The organism is Paenibacillus nuruki, assembly GCF_963311185.1.
Classification (GTDB): Bacteria; Bacillota; Bacilli; order Paenibacillales; family Paenibacillaceae; genus Saccharibacillus; species Saccharibacillus nuruki.
Genome location: NZ_OY725677.1, coordinates 2,372,830 through 2,388,885, shown reverse-complemented (window position 1 = coordinate 2,388,885; position 16,056 = coordinate 2,372,830). Strand labels below are relative to the sequence as shown.

The window sequence follows — 16,056 nt, the reverse complement described above, 5'->3', positions numbered from 1 at the left end:
ATGCTATTGAATCGGGAGAGTAGTGGGGAACGCTGGCGCAAACGACGGGATGGTAAAGAAAAAGTAACCGGTGAATTGCGATATTTAACCGATATGACCGCAGAAGGCATGTTATATGGACGTGTTCTACGCAGTATTCATCCGCATGCACGTATTTTGTCATTGGATGTGTCTGGAGCCGAAGCCTATGAAGGCGTTATCGCAGTGATTACTCATCAAGATGTCCCCGGACTGAATCGATTTGGTATAGCTACACCCGATCAACCTGCTTTATGTGAAGATACGGTTCGTTATATTGGAGATGCAATCGCAGCTGTAGCCGCAACGTCATTAGAGATTGCTGAACATGCGCTGTCTTTGATCCATGTAGAATATGAAGTGTTAGAGACGATTACCGATCCGACTAGAGCACTGGAAGAATCAGCTCCAAGGCTTCATCCCCAAGGCAATGTTCTTCATCGTACGCAAGTGAAGCGTGGAAGTACAGATACGGCTCTAGCGGATTGTGCGTATGTGGTGCATCAAGTCTACAGTACACCCAGACAAATGCATGCGTATATGGAAACAGAAGGCGGTTTATTTGTCCCTGAAAGCGATGGTCGTCTGACGGTCTATGCTCCAACGCAACATGGTTATAAAGATCGGATGCAAATTGCGCGTATTCTAGGTTGGGATGAAGAACGTATTCGTGTGATATCCAGTCCAATTGGGGGTTCATTTGGCGGTAAAGATGAATTAAATGTACAGCCGTATGGTTCATTATTAGCATTGAAAAGTGGTCGTCCGATCAAAATGCATAATTCACGTCAGGAATCGGTTCGGGCTGGACTCAAGCGTCATCCAATGAAGATTGAAATGAAAACAGGCATGGACGAACAAGGTCGCCTTATCGCTCATTATGTTCGTATTGTGGCAGATACAGGAGCATATGCGACACTGGGAGCACCTGTACTTAATTTTGCAACAGAACACTCTATGGGGCCTTATCGTATGGAGCATGTGGATGTAGAAGGCGTATCGGTCTATACCAACAACGGACTATCTGGTGAATTTCGTGGATTTGGTGGCAATCAGGCGATATTTGCAATGGAAGGGCAAATGGATCGGTTGGCTGAAATGATACATTTGGACCCGTGGGAATTCCGAATGATGAATCGTCGTCTACAACATGATCCTGGGCCATTAGAACAACGTATTTTACAGACCAATGGTCTTGAACAAGTGATGCAAGCATTGGCTGAATGCAAGCTATGGCAACGTAAGTTACAGTTAGCTAGCTCAGCAGATTCTGAATGGCATGATAACGTTGAAGTGATGAGCGGACTAAGTGAAGAGTCATCCACGTTCCAGCCTCCATGGATTAAGCGTGGGATAGGGGCGGCACTCGCTATGCATGGTGCAGGCTTAGGATATGGGATTGATGACCCCGCTGGCGGGCGTCTTGCACTCAATGAACAAGGCAAAATTGAAGTTTCATTTAGCTATGAAGAATTCGGACAAGGATTAATTGCTACATTAGAGATGATGTTGATGGATCTCTTCCAGTGTGAACCTGATGATCTTAGTATCGTTATAGGAGATACGGATCGTGTACCTCATAGCGGCTCAAGTACAGCTTCCCGTTCGACGACGATGGCATGGATGGCTTTGCAACGACTGAAGACTCCTTTTCTTCAAACGATCTTAAAAATAGCTACGCAAATCACAGGTGTACCGTCGGAGCAGTTAACCACAGGGATTAAAGGGATACGGTTATTGACTGATGACCCGATTCTTTTAGAAGAATCTGAACCTGTTATCACGTATCTTGAAATTGCAGAATATATGAGTCAATCCGGTCAACAAGAACAATTGATTTTTGATACCGAATTCGCTTATCCAACTACGCCAGATGCTGTAGTCGGTGGACATTATTTATATACGTATGCCGCTGTTGCCGCCGAAGTGGAAGTTAATACATTAACAGGACATGTGAAATTGTTAGCGAATTATCATACGGTTGCCGCAGGACCGGTCATTAATCCGATGGGATTTTTGGGACAAATTGAAGGCGGTAGTGTGATGGCATTAGGATTCACACTTACTGAAGATGCAGTGATGGATCAAGGGCATTATTTGACTAAAAATATGGATACGTATCTGATTCCTACAATCAAAGATATGCATACCTCTCTTGAAGTAGAAGCGATCGAAGATTTGCCAGAAGGAGACACCTTTGGTCCACGAGGAATAGGCGAGATAGGTTCAGTGGCGCTTGCACCAGCGATTACAGCTGCGATTCGGGATGCTGTCGGTGTATGGGTTCCTCATTTACCTGTTGCTCGTGAATTACTGATTCAACCAATCGAAACATGGCAAGAAGAAGGAGTGAGTCCACGATGAAAACAACAAATACAACCTGGCAAGCGACTGTGAATAGAGAACATCGTGAACTACAAATTGATCCTTCGCGTCGTCTATTAGATATCATCCGTGGTGACCTCGATCTGACTGGAACCAAAGTCTCTTGTGAAATCGGTCGTTGTGGTGCTTGTATGGTCTTGATTGATGGAGAACCTGTTAATTCGTGTCTCACAATGGCTTATCAATGTGCAGGCAAAGAAATTACGACTATTGAAGGATTACATGGTGAACACGAAGATCAATTACATCCGATTCAGGAAGCTTTTTTAGAAGAAGGTGGATTTCAATGTGGATATTGTACACCCGGTATGATTATTTCAACCAAAGCTTTACTGGATCAGAATCCTCTTCCGAGCGATCATGAGATCAAAGAAGGACTATGTGGTAATTTATGTCGATGCACTGGATACGGAGGAATTATGCGAGCTGTCCAAAGTGCCGCTACCAAATGCCAGCAACAAGATACCCAACTGCCGACTCAACAACAAATTATTCGTTAACGCTAACCATACCAACAATGATACTGACCCACTTCCTATCCTATAGAAGATCAATCCTTTTCTTGAAGCAGATCACTGCGAACAGGAAAAGGATTTTTGGTGTATACCCTTATATCTTTTACGCATACAAAGATAGGATATAGAAGCTACCTAGCTATTTATAAGGGAAGAATTACAAGAATCAGTGCTGTTTAAGTAAACGTATTCCTGAACTTTTGCAATCCGTTAAAATTTGGATTGGTAAGGACACCTGAATTGTTATATTATTAACAAACAGGTAAAAGGTTAGAGGTTAGCTTTCATCGAAAATAAGATGCAATAGGCTGATAAGATTGCTGAATAGTATACAGACAACGTAATAGATGAAGCATGGTCGTGTTGCATTTCTATTGCTCACATATTTTGGCTTGAAAAAAGTCAGTGTCTGCACCTAGAGTTTTCAACGATATGGACTCAATCAGCTTCTCCATTACCCGCATTATAAAAGGCAGCAAGGAGGGGAACCCTTGGAAAGCGAATATATAGATTCCATGGAACAACTGGCAGATCATTATTTTCCATCTGGAAATTGGCATATGGTTGAAGGTAAAGGCGGTATGAATAATACCACGATGTTTATCGATCACGCGTCTAGTCGTTATGTGCTAAGACGTTATGAGACACACAACGAACCTGAGAAAGTTCGTTATGAGCATGAAGTATTATCTGCACTTCCTGCTGTTTTGGTTGGGCTAAATACACCAAAGCCTGTCAAAGATACCAAAGGGCAGACAATCTATGTTACACAACCAGTCAATGAAGATGATTCTCGTAGCGCTGGTAGAATAGCAGCGTTATTTCATTATATGGATGGGCGTACACCTCAACTTAGAACAACAGAAGAGATTTTCCACTTTGGACAGGTCACCGGTCAATTATCAGCGGCATTGGCACAGATTGATATTGATCTGCATCCGGTGTATCCGCCTTATTATCGTTTAGGTCAATCGTATCCTTTGTGCAGTCCGGGTCGATTGGAAGCGTTCTGCGCTCATCCACCAGAAGATTTTAACAGTATTGCAGATATTCTTTATCGGATTGGAGAACGCCTTGGAGAGCAGTTGATGCGGATTACACGTCTGGTATCATTACCACATCAATTAATTCATGGTGATCTAAATGCATCGAATATGCTTGAATCCGCTGATGGAGAGATTACCGCTATATTGGATTTTGAATTTGTTACACGTGATCTACGGGCTATGGAGCCAGCGGTATGCTTATCAGATATGTTGCAGACTGTAGAATGGAATGGAGCAGACGAAAAGCAATGTACTGCTTTTTTACAAGGATATGCTACTCATGTTCAGTTATCAGATCAGGAGACTGAAGTGATCCCATTGCTTATTTTATTACGTCGTATTGATGTATTTATGCACTTTTTAAGCCGGTATTTCGAAGGGATCGACGATGCTGATGTAGTGATTGCTCAAGCCAAGCGTCTTGATGCTGGACTACAATGGTATGAGAAAAGTGGACCGCTTTTACAATTATTATGTCGTCGTATATTTAAGTAATGCATTGAGACTTGATGACTACTTCGTCCAAAGTGAACACAGAAATAACGAATGTTGAGAATACTCTCGATGTTCGTTATTTTTTTATAGCCAATGACTACAGAATACGTCCCGATCGTAGTTGAAATAAAAAAAGGATCATAATAAATATATTTTAGTTGACTATTTTTATAGATTTGATGCTACAATAGGAAGCAAATAAGAGTCATATTTTGTAAAATGTTAACGTGAACAATATTGATGCAATCATTTAATCGAAAATATAATCATCATATATAAATCAGGATGGAGGCGTATCATGTCGATCGGAAAATATATTGCACCTTTGCGGTTAGAAATGAATAGTCAGGATGAGCGTCGTAAAATCGAAACTATTCGTCAGCTTCCGATTAAAATATTGCAGATAGGCGGAGGTAACTTTTTAAGAGGATTTTTTGATTGGATGATCTATGAAAGTATTAATCAAGGGAAATACCATGGCAGTATTGCTCTGACTCCGCCTACACCAAATGGAGCTATCAAATTAAAACAATTAGCAGAGCAAGATGGGCTGTATACATTGATCACGCGGGGATTACAACAGGGAGAAGTGATTGAAGAAAAGTCTATTATTCCTGTGTTCAAAACGTTTATCGACCCTTATACCGAATGGGAACAATTTCTACAATTAGCGGAATTGGAGTCTTTGGATATCATTATCTCCAATACGACAGAAGCAGGATTAGCCTATGAACCGATCCACTATACAGAAGGAGAACCGTTACTTAATTATCCTGCACGATTAACCGTATTTTTGTATCGCAGATTTCAACATTTTGCAGGGAGCTTGGAACACGGGTTGTTAATTTTACCTTGCGAATTAATAGAACATAATGGTGATCTACTCAAGCAATATGTACTTCGTTATGCGAAAGAATTTGGATTGGGTGCTGATTTTGTGACATGGATCGAGCAGTCCCAGCGTTTTCTCAACAATCTGGTGGATCGAATTGTACCCGGTATGCCACCTGAAGAAGAATATCAACGTCTGGCAAATCAATATGGTTATGAAGATCCATTTATCAATACAGCAGAACCTTATCATCTATGGGCGATTCAAGGGGAGCCAGAATTGGATAAACGTTTACCATTGGCACAGATTGGACTGAATGTGCACTGGGTGAAAGACCTTCAACCTTTTCATGAACGCAAAGTACGTATTCTTAACGGAGCACATACTTTAATGACTCCTGTAGGATTATGGTATAGCAAAGTCACTGTTCGTGATGTGATGGAAGATACAAAGCTTAGCGATTGGGTGATGTCTACGATCACTGAAGAAGTGATTCCAGCATTAACATTAGATGAAAAAGAACTACATGCTTATGCAACAGCAACATTCGAGCGTTTCCGTAATCCGTATCTGGAACATCGTCTGCAAGATATTGCACTGAACAGTCTAAGCAAATTTAAGACTCGAATCTTACCAACATTGAAAGCGTATTCAGAAAAATATAACCAGTTGCCTGCTGAGATCGTGTACTCCTTTGCAGCTTTGATTTTATTGTATCGGACACAATCAGTGGAAGATGGACAAAGGTATCAGACGAAGATTCCATCAGGCACACTGATTACTATAAAAGATAATGAACGCTATCTACAGCGCCTTGCAGAACACTGGCAACAACCACAATTAGCAAATGTTGTTACGTCTATTCTGGCAGATCAACAGATCTGGGATGAAGATTTGACTGAAATTGAAGGATTAGCGAAAGCCATCGTATCGAATATCCAGTTATTGGAGGAACCACAGCTATGAATACTATAATCAAAGATTGCATCACTATCCAAAAGCAAGATGATGTCGTGATTGCGCTTCGAGATGTGTCTCCCGGCGAACTCATTATGCTGGAAAATGGAACCATCCTGTCTGTTAGCGATCATGTTCCACGTGGTCACAAAATAGCAGTACATGAGATTGCTCCTGATCAAGATGTAATGAAATACGGATTTTCAATCGGCAAAGCCAAAGAGCGAATTCAGCCGGGACAATGGATTCATACGCATAACCTACGTACAGGTCTATCAGGAACATTAGATTATCGTTATGAACCTACACCGACATGGATGCCTACAATTGTTCCTGAACATTTACAGACATTTGAAGGATATGTACGTGAGAATGGCGAAGTCGGTATTCGTAATGAAATCTGGATTATTAATACTGTAGGTTGTATTAATAAAGTCTGTGAAGCGCTCGCTCGTATTGCTCATGCAGATATGCAAGGACGGGTTGAAGGGGTCTATCATTTTCCGCATCCATTTGGCTGTTCCCAATTAGGTGATGATCTGGAATACACGAAGCAATTATTAGCTTCACTTGTACTTCATCCCAATGCAGCGGGTGTACTAGTTATCGGACTAGGTTGTGAAAATAATCAGATTGAACAATTTGCCGAAGCGATCCCATCAGAATATGCGCACAAAGTCCGTTATCTCAAAGCACAAGAAGAAGATGACGAGATGGAAGTAGGATTAAACTTACTGGAAGAACTGGTCATGCAGGCAGAGCAAGTACAGCGCCAGCCGGTTCCTTTATCCAAATTAAAAATAGGCTTAAAATGTGGTGGCTCAGATGGCTTATCAGGCATTACAGCTAATCCGTTAGTCGGTTCTATTGCAGATCTTATTGTCTCTGCTGGAGGAACAGCAATCCTAACAGAAGTACCGGAGATGTTTGGTGCAGAGACAATATTGATGAATCGTGCGCAGACACCGCAAGTGTTTGACGAACTGGTTGAATTGATCAACGGTTTTAAGCAATACTTTGTGAATCATGGGCAAAATATTTATGAAAATCCGTCGCCGGGAAACAAAGCAGGAGGCATCACTACACTGGAAGAAAAGTCTCTGGGTTGTACGCAAAAAGGTGGACATTCTCAAGTCATGGATGTACTCAGATACGGTATGCGTGTACAACAATCCGGACTAAATATTATCGAAGCACCCGGTAATGATCTGGTATCTGTCACAGCCCTATCTGCGGCAGGGGCACACATTGTGTTATTTACGACAGGAAGAGGAACGCCATTTGGTGGACCTGTACCTACACTCAAAATCGCTACACAATCAGATCTGGCTTATCGAAAAAAACATTGGATTGATTATAATGCAGGGCAACTATTAGAAGGTAAAACGATGGAAGAAGTATCTCTAGATCTATTAACATCGATTGTAGATATTGCTTCAGGACGGCAACAAACGAACAGTGAAAAACATGGTTTCCGCGAAATAGCTATTTTTAAAGATGGCGTTATTTTATAAGCAAATGACGGTTTAAATATAGATATAGCCTAGAAATACGAACGAAAAAAAGCGATACGTAAATGTAATTAAATACATTTTACGTATCGCTTCATTCGTGGTAAAATAAGGATGTTAATCGATTATCATGTCATATATTACCAATTGAGATTAATATTACACTGAAATGGATTTAACTGCTATAGGAAGCACTAAGAATAACAGAACCACGCGCAGGAATTTCGATAGAAGAACCTGTGTGATGAGGATCTAGCAAATTAGTCGTTTGTAGATCGTGTAGTTCTACTGTAGCAGCTTCCGCATTATGGTTGAGCAAGAAAATGAATTGTTCGCCGTTTTTAACACGTCGCCCAGCTTCAACACCTGCTGGAGTATCAAGCACAGGTTGAATGCCTTTTTGATCGGCAATAAATTTCATGAGACCATCAATAAAAGCTTCTTCTCCATCAGAAGCGATATACCATGCTTCACCTTTACCATACGTATTACGGGTAAGCACAGGCATTCCTTTGTAAAAGTCATCACCATAGTGGGCAAGAACTTCGGCACCTTCGGTATGAAGCAGATCGCAGAGCATACCACATTCATAATCGCCGTTAAGATCACCTAAAGGAGTATCCATTACGATTTGGTTACGCATCGTAGGAAGCAGAGCATCTGTTTCTTCTACCCAGATACCAAGCAACTTACGTAGTTCGCCAGGATAACCACCCAGAGCAACCAAATCAGTCTCGCCTACAATGCCGCTAAAGAATGTCGTGACAAATGTGCCACCATTTTGCGTAAATTGTTCTAATTTATCAGCTAGACCTGGTTTGACCATATAAAGAACAGGCGCGATAACTAATTCGTAGGCGCTAAGATCAGAATCTACACCCACTACATCGACCTGAACATTACGATCATAAAAGGCTTTGTAGTATTTATGTATCTGATCTACATATTTGAGCGCAATCGTAGGACCGCTTGATTTTTCGATGGCCCACCAGTTGTCCCAATCAAATAGTATAGCAACTTTGGATTCAATACGCGAATCAAGTAATGTGTCACCCAAAGTCTGTAATTCGCTTCCAAGTGATGCGGTTTCACGGAATACACGTGTATTGGAATGTCCAACATGTTCAATGACAGCACCATGGAATTTCTCACATGCGCCTGCTGAACGACGAAGTTGGAAAAACATAATCGTATCTGCACCATGAGCGACAGCTTGGTAACTCCATAAGCGCATCACACCCGGGCGTTTAAGTGAATTGTAAGCTTGCCAGTTCTGTTGACTAGGCGTCTGTTCCATCAGGATAAATGGATCACCATTTTTGATACCGCGCATCAGATCATGAGCTAAAGCGGTATAACTAACCGGTGTGTCCAATCCTGGATAGTTATCCCATGAGATAATGTCCATCTGTTTCGCCCATTTAAAATAATCTAAAGGTTTGAAAAAGCCCATAAGGTTCGTAGTAATTAATGCTTCTGGAACAATAGTTTTAATCGCATCATATTCCAATTGATAACACTCTAGCATGCTGTCCGAGTTGAAACGGGAATAGTCAAGAGACATACCTTGGAAGTTCGTATTATCGTCTCCCCATTCTTCGCTCAAATTACTTGGCAGCACAATTTCATCCCAGTCATAAAAAGTATGACCCCAGAATGAAGTGTTCCATGCGGTATTCAGTGCATCTAATGTCTCATAGCGCTTTTTGAGCCATACACGGAAAGCACGTTCACAATTGTCACAATAACAATCGCCACCATATTCATTAGAGACATGCCATACTACAATTGCAGGATGATCTTTATAACGTTCGGCAAGTCGACTAGCAATTTCTGTGGAGTATTTACGATACGTCGGGCTATTGGGGCAAGAGTTATGACGACCGCCGAATTTACGCTTACGACCATCTTTATCCGTACGAAGAACATCAGGATATTTTTTCGCCATCCATGCCGGATGCGCAGCAGTACTGGTTGCAAGACAAGTATAGATACCGCTTTCATAAAGGCTATCGATCAATTGGTCTAACCATTCAAATTGATAATGAACTTCATCGGGCTGATTACGTGCCCAAGAGAATACATTCACTGTAGCGATATCGATTCCAGCTTGTTTGAATAGTTGTAGATCTTCTTGGTGTGTCTGTTGATCCCATTGTTCAGGATTATAATCGCCACCGTAAAAAATTTTGGGAAGTTTACTGCTAATCATGACTGTCACTCCTTGTATAAGAATAACTCTATAGTAAAGCAACTCGTTCCCTTATAGAATATAATAAAATGTGCTTAGTGTATAATAATATGGAGATTGGAAGTGAAAAATATGTATGTAACTATACCGGATCGTCGCTTTTTTACAGAGCTTAGAGACTTGCAGTTACCTATTCATATGGAGAGTATCGGGTACAACGCCGATCAGGAATCTATTGATCGTCCAGATGGCTATCCTTGTTATCATTGGATTCAAGCTGTTAATGGAGAAGGCGAACTTTATTTTGGTGGAACTAGCTATACAGTCAAAGCAGGATCAGGTGTATTATTGGCACCCAGAGATGCTCATGGGTATCGTCCGATCAGCGGGGTATGGGAGACCGCGTATTTAACATTTGGAGGACCTCAGTCTCTCGCTATCGTATCGACGCTTGGATTATCACATTCGGCTTATTATGAATGGGATCGTGGATGTGAATTAGAGACATTTACCAGTGGACTACTGGGTCAGATTCGCAGTGATCGTGACTTATCAGGGCTAGATACCAGTTCGGATCTATACCGCTTTTTAACATTGCTCAAAAAGCATGGTCGTGTGAATAATCTGCCTTCGTTATCCCATACAGTAGAACGATTGAAGCCACTGATGTCCTTTATGGAATCCCATTATGACGATCCTAATATTGGTCTTGAAGATATGGCAGATCAAGTCGGTGTAAGTGCGAGACATTTGAATACCTTATTCCGCCAGACATTTGGTATGACGGCGTATGCTTATTTTATTTTACTCCGTATTCGCAAAGCCAAAGAATTGATGACACTGTATCCTCGCATGACGATTAAAGAAGTAGCAGGTCAAGTTGGATTTAGAGATTCCAGTCATTTTGTAGCTACATTCCGTCGATTAGAAGATGTTACACCGGAACAATTCCGTAATTTGTATTGAATAATACATTAGATTATCAATGAATCATGAAGCGGATAGGTCCGATCTGCTTCAATTATTGAGTTGATTTTATTAAGCGCTTACAATATATTGATAACCAGTGATAGTTCAGAAAGGGGATCAAAATGTGAGTGTAGAAAAGATATGGATCGATGGAAAAGAAGATACAGCTACCACAGAAGAAAGAGCTTATTTAGTACCGTTTATTGTAGAAAATTCGGATAAAGTGGTCATTGTATTGCCCGGCGGAGGGTATGAACATCGGGCAGACCATGAAGGTGCGCCTGTTGCAGAGTGGCTCAATCAAAATGGTATTTCTGCTTTTGTACTTCATTATCGTTTATCACCCAAACAGCAACGTATTCCATTAGAAGATGGTCAACGTGCTATTTGTTATGTACGCGCACATGCCGCGCATTATGGCATTCATCCGTCCAAAATCGCGATATTAGGATTTTCCGCAGGGGGTCATTTAGCAGCGATGACAGGTACTGTGTACGAAGAACAATCGGTGACGGTAGCAGGAGTTACTCAATCGATTAGTTCGAGACCGGATGCTATGATTTTGTGCTATCCAGTTATTACGATGGAGCTCTATGGACATGAGGGTTCTCGATTATCTTTATTGGGAGCAGAAGCATCTCCTGAACAGATTCGTGCTCATAGTGCAGAGCAATGTGTTACAGCACAGACACCGCCTACTTTTATCTGGCATAATACAGATGATGATGTTGTACCCGTCCAAAATAGCTTGCAGATGGCAATGGCTTTAGAGCAACATCATGTTCCATTTGAATTACATATTTATGAGAGTGGTGGACATGGACAGGGGCTTGCTTTGGAGCACCCAGTTATGGGAAACTGGACCAAGCAATGTATGATTTGGCTTCATCGTCAAGGATGGTAATAACTGTACTTGTAGATGACCCTATTTTTGTCAGTCTAGAGGAGATGGATAGAGATGAAAATTGAAAAAAATAGCACCTTATTGATGATTGGTGACTCGGTTACTGATTGTGGACGTGGACGACCTGTAGGACAATATTGGGAGATCGGTGATGGTTATGTTTCTTTAGTCGATTCTCTTTTGCAAACGGTTTATCCTGATTATAATATTCGTGTACTCAATACAGGTACAAGTGGAGATCAGGTCAAACATCTCAAAGCTCGCTGGGAAGAAGATGTGTTCAAACACAATCCAGATTGGGTATCTATTATGATCGGGATCAATGATGTATGGCGGCAGTTCAGCCATCCACTTGAAACGGATTGGCATGTATACTTAGAAGAATATGAACAGACATTGCGTGAATTGGTACAGCAGACGTTGCCTAAAGTCAAAGGGTTAATCTTAATGACACCTTATTACTTATCAACGACTACTGAAGATCCTATGCGTGCGACGATGGATATTTACGGAGAAGCTGTGAAACGTATTGCACAAGAAACAGGGGTGATCGTTGTAGATACTCAAGCGGCTTTTGACGCATTGTCTGCTTATGTGTATCCAGCTTCATTATCGAATGGATGGGATCATGTTCATCCGAATCAAAATGGACATTTAGTGCTTGCTCGTTCATTTTTGCAAGCTGTTCAATATGATTGGAGCCGTTCTACACCATAATTGAAAAGCAAGGAGGGTTACGTATCAAAACATATACAGCAAATATCGTTATCGATGCCAAAGCCAAATTAGGTGAAGGACCCAGCTGGGATCAACAATCTCAACGCTTACTCTGGGTGGATATTGAAGGTTATCAATTGCATATGTATTATCCTTCTACCCATGAAGATCGTACTATAGATATTGGAGAGCATGTTAGCGCAGTAGTTCCGTATCTGGAAAATGAAGTGATTGTCGCACTTATTAGTGGGCTATATCGCTTAAATCTGACCACAGGTGAGAAATTCATAATTCACGATCCTGAAGAAGGCAGACCGGGTAACCGATTCAATGATGGTAAATGCGATCCAGCAGGGCGTTTCCTTGCAGGAACAATGAGTTTGAATGGAGAATCCGAGCAAGGTGCTTTTTATAGCTTAAATACCGAAGGCAATGTTTCTTTGCTAATAGATGAAGTTTCTACATCGAATGGATTAGCATGGAGCGCAGATCATAGTACGTTGTATTATATTGATACGCCAACACTTGAAATTGTGTCTTTTGATTATGATATCAATGAAGGTACCATTTCGAATAAACAAGTCGTTGCTACGGTAGACAAAAGTGAAGGATATCCGGATGGAATGACGATCGATGCAGAAGGCATGTTGTGGGTCGCTCGCTGGGGAGGTCAACGTGTCTCACGTATTGATCCAACCAGTGGCAAAGTGATTGCAGAAGTCTCCTTGCCTGTTAACTGTGTCACGTCTTGTGCTTTTGGTGGTGAGCATCTGGATGAGCTTTATATCACAACAGCACAAGATGATGATAGTGCAGATCAACCGCTAGCAGGTGGTTTGTTTATGGTTAAGCCAGGAGTGAAAGGGATGCCAACCGCTTACTTTAATCAAGGGAAGCGTGCAGTAAATCTTGAGCAATCTGTGACTTCAAAAGAATAGAAGATATTTTATACAATAGAGCACAAATATAACGTAAAACAGAGCAAAAAGCTTCAATCGATCTAGATTGAAGCTTTTTGCTCTGTTCCCAAGTCTGCTGATGACAGACAAGGCTACATATTCGGCATTATAAAAGATAAGAAAAGTGATCTTATACAGAATTACGCGCGAATATCTAGTGATCCTCCCAAATTCGGGTGAGGTGCTTGTTTAAGCATTTCTGCCATTTGTTGACCTTGTTGCTCAGCCATGTCTTTAGATAACGAAAGTACTTTGATACCAACAGCTTGCGAAAGCGAACTTTGGCTCATTGCCGTGGATAATGAAGCGATATCCATGATAGGACCTCCTTTCGTTGCCTGTATTGGAAATGAAGGCATACCTAATCTATATCGGACAATCCCTATAAAATATAAATCCAAACAAAATAAAATTAATCTTATTTTCAGCTAATCATCAGATTAATTTCATATCAAGCGTTTAATATACAGACATACCCCTTTTGAAATAAATATAAATATAGACCCTGTCGATAATCGATGGGGTTATTTTTTTGGGATTTTATGTTAGGTATTTGTTAACTTTATATAAAATGTAATCGCAGATAAAGGCAATGATTAAATATTACTCACAATTTATGTTTGTTAAATTTACATAAACCTATTTTAAAAATCACAAATTGCAGTTAAAATAATCTCATATCCTATATTATTTAAATAAAAAATGGAAGGAAGTTGATGTATGAAAAAGATTTTGTTTACAGCTATGACGTTTATGATGTTAGTAACGGTGTCATTTTTAGTGCAAGGTGAGGGCAAAATACATAATACGATATACGCAGCAGCAGCCTATGATTACACACTTACTTTTCCAACCAGTCGTTACCCTGAGACAGCAGATCATATCAAAGACGCAATTGCAGATGGACATTCTGAAGTCTGTACGATTGATCGGGATGGCGCAGATCAAAGACGTGAAGATTCATTAAAAGGAGTACCTACCAAATCCGGTTATGATCGTGATGAGTGGCCGATGGCGATGTGTCTTGAAGGCGGTACAGGAGCTGATATCCGTTATGTCACACCTTCAGACAACCGCGGAGCAGGATCATGGGTGGGTAACCAATTGACTAAATATCCGGATGGAACCAAAGTGAAATTTATATTGCAATAATGAACTTTATAGCTCGTAGTTCAATCGATTTTAAAATACAGAAGGCCCCTACATTGCTTGTAGGGGCTTTTTGATATATACATCATCATATCTATATCTAGCATGCTAATCTAAGCTGAGGATACATTCCTTTTGAACCATAGACATGATATGATACGATAGCTTTGTACATCGTAGAACTGACATATGAAGCCAAATAGATGGTGATACGAAATATCATAAAGACAGGTGAACACAAGATGAGAGTCATATCAGGCAGTGCCAAAGGGCGTCCATTAAAAGCTGTACCCGGTAATGGAACACGTCCGACAACAGACAAAGTAAAAGAATCGATTTTTAGTATTATTGGACCTTATTTTGATGGTGGAAAAGTATTAGATCTTTTTGCAGGTACAGGCGGTCTGGGGATCGAAGCACTCAGTCGTGGTATCCAGCAAGGGGTATTTATAGATTTGGAACATAAAAGTATAGAAGTGATTCGTGGTAATCTACAAGTGGCTGGCTTGACCGAACAAGCTGAAGTGTACCGTAATGAAGCAGGACGTGCACTGAAAGTATTAGCCAAACGTGAAGCCCTATTTGATCTTGTATTTCTTGATCCTCCTTACAAAATGAAAAATGGGATCGAACTGATGAACGAAATGCATGAACGAGGATTGTTAGCTCCAGCAGCAACGATTGTTCTAGAGTATGAATCAGGACATGATTATCCAGAAGAACTAGAACATTTCGTGTGTATTCGTCATGTGGTTTATGGAGAAACAGCGATTAATGTATACGAATATGAACCACAACAACAGGGAGGACAATTATCCAATGAGTGAACATGGAACCAAATCACATCTAGCGGTTTATCCAGGGAGCTTTGACCCTGTAACGATGGGGCATATGGATATTATTCATCGTGCTGCCAAGCAGTTCGATCATCTGGTGGTGGCTGTTTTGAATAATATGAGCAAAAAGCCTTTATTTAGCGTGGAAGAACGGGTTGAATTGTTAAAAGAAGTCACCGCAGATTTGCCAAATGTAACCATTGAAAGTTTTCGCGATCTGTTAGCGAATTACATACGTGAACGCCAAGCGCAGGTGATTGTGCGTGGTATTCGTTCAGTGACTGATTTTGAGTATGAATTACAAATGGCTTCGATCAATCGTGAACTGAATCCAGATGCAGAGACTATTTTTATGATGACCAATCCGAAATATTCTTATTTAAGCTCGAGCGTGGTTAAAGAAATCGCTCGTTTTAATGGCAACGTATCTGAATTTGTACCACCTATTATAGAAAAACATTTAAAACAAAAGTTCAGTGAAGGTCCGGATAGCGAGTAGTAAGATCGCGAATATGGAATTGAGGACATAAGCGTGGGATAATAAGAGTAGCCGCCAAGTGAGGCTGTAAAAG

Annotated in this window: 14 protein-coding genes; 12 read left to right on the top strand and 2 right to left on the bottom strand. The window is 40.9% G+C overall.

From position 1 onward, the window contains the following. From pucD to RCP16_RS10390, 5 genes are all read left to right on the top strand, one after another. Complete coding sequence (gene pucD, locus RCP16_RS10410) at window positions 1-2,382, top strand: xanthine dehydrogenase subunit D (protein WP_308642344.1); 2,382 nt, start codon at window positions 1-3, stop codon at window positions 2,380-2,382. Further along, window positions 2,379-2,903: a (2Fe-2S)-binding protein gene (locus RCP16_RS10405; RefSeq protein WP_308642343.1), complete on the top strand. Its 525-nt coding sequence runs from the start codon at window positions 2,379-2,381 to the stop codon at window positions 2,901-2,903. The genes pucD and RCP16_RS10405 overlap by 4 nt, the downstream gene beginning before the upstream one ends. A gap of 506 nt (window positions 2,904-3,409) precedes the next feature. Continuing rightward, entirely contained in the window at window positions 3,410-4,459 is a 1,050-nt protein-coding gene (locus RCP16_RS10400) for a phosphotransferase (RefSeq protein WP_083243450.1), read from the top strand. Window positions 4,460-4,757: 298 nt separating this feature from the next. Beyond that, window positions 4,758-6,257 (top strand): tagaturonate reductase, encoded by a 1,500-nt coding sequence (locus RCP16_RS10395; protein WP_308642342.1) that lies wholly within the window; start codon window positions 4,758-4,760, stop codon window positions 6,255-6,257. After that, window positions 6,254-7,762, top strand: coding sequence for a UxaA family hydrolase (locus RCP16_RS10390; protein WP_308642341.1), 1,509 nt, complete (start codon window positions 6,254-6,256; stop codon window positions 7,760-7,762). Before RCP16_RS10395 ends, RCP16_RS10390 begins: the two co-directional genes overlap by 4 nt. A 172-nt stretch (window positions 7,763-7,934) precedes the next feature. Here the strand turns inward: RCP16_RS10390 and RCP16_RS10385 are convergent, their stop codons facing one another. After that, complete coding sequence (locus RCP16_RS10385) at window positions 7,935-9,971, bottom strand: beta-galactosidase (protein ID WP_308642340.1); 2,037 nt, start codon at window positions 9,969-9,971, stop codon at window positions 7,935-7,937. Between the two features lie 111 nt (window positions 9,972-10,082). Between RCP16_RS10385 and RCP16_RS10380 the strand changes: the two genes are divergently transcribed. The 4 genes from RCP16_RS10380 to RCP16_RS10365 all read left to right on the top strand — a co-directional run bounded on the left by RCP16_RS10380 (window position 10,083) and on the right by RCP16_RS10365 (window position 13,478). After that, window positions 10,083-10,916, top strand: coding sequence for an AraC family transcriptional regulator (locus tag RCP16_RS10380; protein ID WP_069327437.1), 834 nt, complete (start codon window positions 10,083-10,085; stop codon window positions 10,914-10,916). A 127-nt stretch (window positions 10,917-11,043) separates the two neighbouring features. Continuing rightward, the gene (locus RCP16_RS10375; RefSeq protein WP_308642339.1) at window positions 11,044-11,823 is read left to right on the top strand and encodes an alpha/beta hydrolase; all 780 of its coding nucleotides are present in this window, start codon (window positions 11,044-11,046) and stop codon (window positions 11,821-11,823) included. Between the two features lie 54 nt (window positions 11,824-11,877). Beyond that, a complete protein-coding gene (locus tag RCP16_RS10370; protein ID WP_308642338.1) occupies window positions 11,878-12,540 on the top strand; it encodes an SGNH/GDSL hydrolase family protein in 663 nt (220 codons plus the stop codon). Window positions 12,541-12,563: 23 nt separating this feature from the next. Then, a complete protein-coding gene (locus tag RCP16_RS10365) occupies window positions 12,564-13,478 on the top strand; it encodes an SMP-30/gluconolactonase/LRE family protein (RefSeq protein ID WP_308642474.1) in 915 nt (304 codons plus the stop codon). A 161-nt stretch (window positions 13,479-13,639) separates the two neighbouring features. Here RCP16_RS10365 and RCP16_RS10360 read toward each other — a convergent pair whose 3' ends face one another. Beyond that, window positions 13,640-13,816: a YjfB family protein gene (locus RCP16_RS10360; protein ID WP_069327434.1), complete on the bottom strand. Its 177-nt coding sequence runs from the start codon at window positions 13,814-13,816 to the stop codon at window positions 13,640-13,642. Between the two features lie 439 nt (window positions 13,817-14,255). Here RCP16_RS10360 and RCP16_RS10355 point away from each other — a divergent pair, with 439 nt between their 5' ends. The 3 genes from RCP16_RS10355 to coaD all read left to right on the top strand — a co-directional run bounded on the left by RCP16_RS10355 (window position 14,256) and on the right by coaD (window position 15,983). Further along, window positions 14,256-14,651, top strand: coding sequence for a NucA/NucB deoxyribonuclease domain-containing protein (locus RCP16_RS10355; RefSeq protein WP_371748229.1), 396 nt, complete (start codon window positions 14,256-14,258; stop codon window positions 14,649-14,651). A gap of 200 nt (window positions 14,652-14,851) precedes the next feature. Then, window positions 14,852-15,475, top strand: coding sequence for a 16S rRNA (guanine(966)-N(2))-methyltransferase RsmD (gene rsmD, locus RCP16_RS10350; RefSeq protein ID WP_371748217.1), 624 nt, complete (start codon window positions 14,852-14,854; stop codon window positions 15,473-15,475). Beyond that, complete coding sequence (coaD, locus tag RCP16_RS10345) at window positions 15,468-15,983, top strand: pantetheine-phosphate adenylyltransferase (RefSeq protein WP_069327432.1); 516 nt, start codon at window positions 15,468-15,470, stop codon at window positions 15,981-15,983. The genes rsmD and coaD overlap by 8 nt, the downstream gene beginning before the upstream one ends. Window positions 15,984-16,056: the final 73 nt, after the last annotated feature.

Coding starts and splice junctions, on each gene's coding strand:
- RCP16_RS10355 (WP_371748229.1), top strand. CDS start 14,256: ATGTTAGTAACGGTGTCATTTTTAGTGCAAGGTGAGGGCAAAATACAT.
- RCP16_RS10390 (WP_308642341.1), top strand. CDS start 6,254: ATGAATACTATAATCAAAGATTGCATCACTATCCAAAAGCAAGATGAT.
- coaD (WP_069327432.1), top strand. CDS start 15,468: ATGAGTGAACATGGAACCAAATCACATCTAGCGGTTTATCCAGGGAGC.
- RCP16_RS10395 (WP_308642342.1), top strand. CDS start 4,758: ATGTCGATCGGAAAATATATTGCACCTTTGCGGTTAGAAATGAATAGT.
- pucD (WP_308642344.1), top strand. CDS start 1: ATGCTATTGAATCGGGAGAGTAGTGGGGAACGCTGGCGCAAACGACGG.
- RCP16_RS10370 (WP_308642338.1), top strand. CDS start 11,878: ATGAAAATTGAAAAAAATAGCACCTTATTGATGATTGGTGACTCGGTT.
- RCP16_RS10405 (WP_308642343.1), top strand. CDS start 2,379: ATGAAAACAACAAATACAACCTGGCAAGCGACTGTGAATAGAGAACAT.
- RCP16_RS10385 (WP_308642340.1), bottom strand. CDS start 9,971: ATGATTAGCAGTAAACTTCCCAAAATTTTTTACGGTGGCGATTATAAT.
- RCP16_RS10380 (WP_069327437.1), top strand. CDS start 10,083: ATGTATGTAACTATACCGGATCGTCGCTTTTTTACAGAGCTTAGAGAC.
- rsmD (WP_371748217.1), top strand. CDS start 14,852: ATGGTGATACGAAATATCATAAAGACAGGTGAACACAAGATGAGAGTC.
- RCP16_RS10360 (WP_069327434.1), bottom strand. CDS start 13,816: ATGGATATCGCTTCATTATCCACGGCAATGAGCCAAAGTTCGCTTTCG.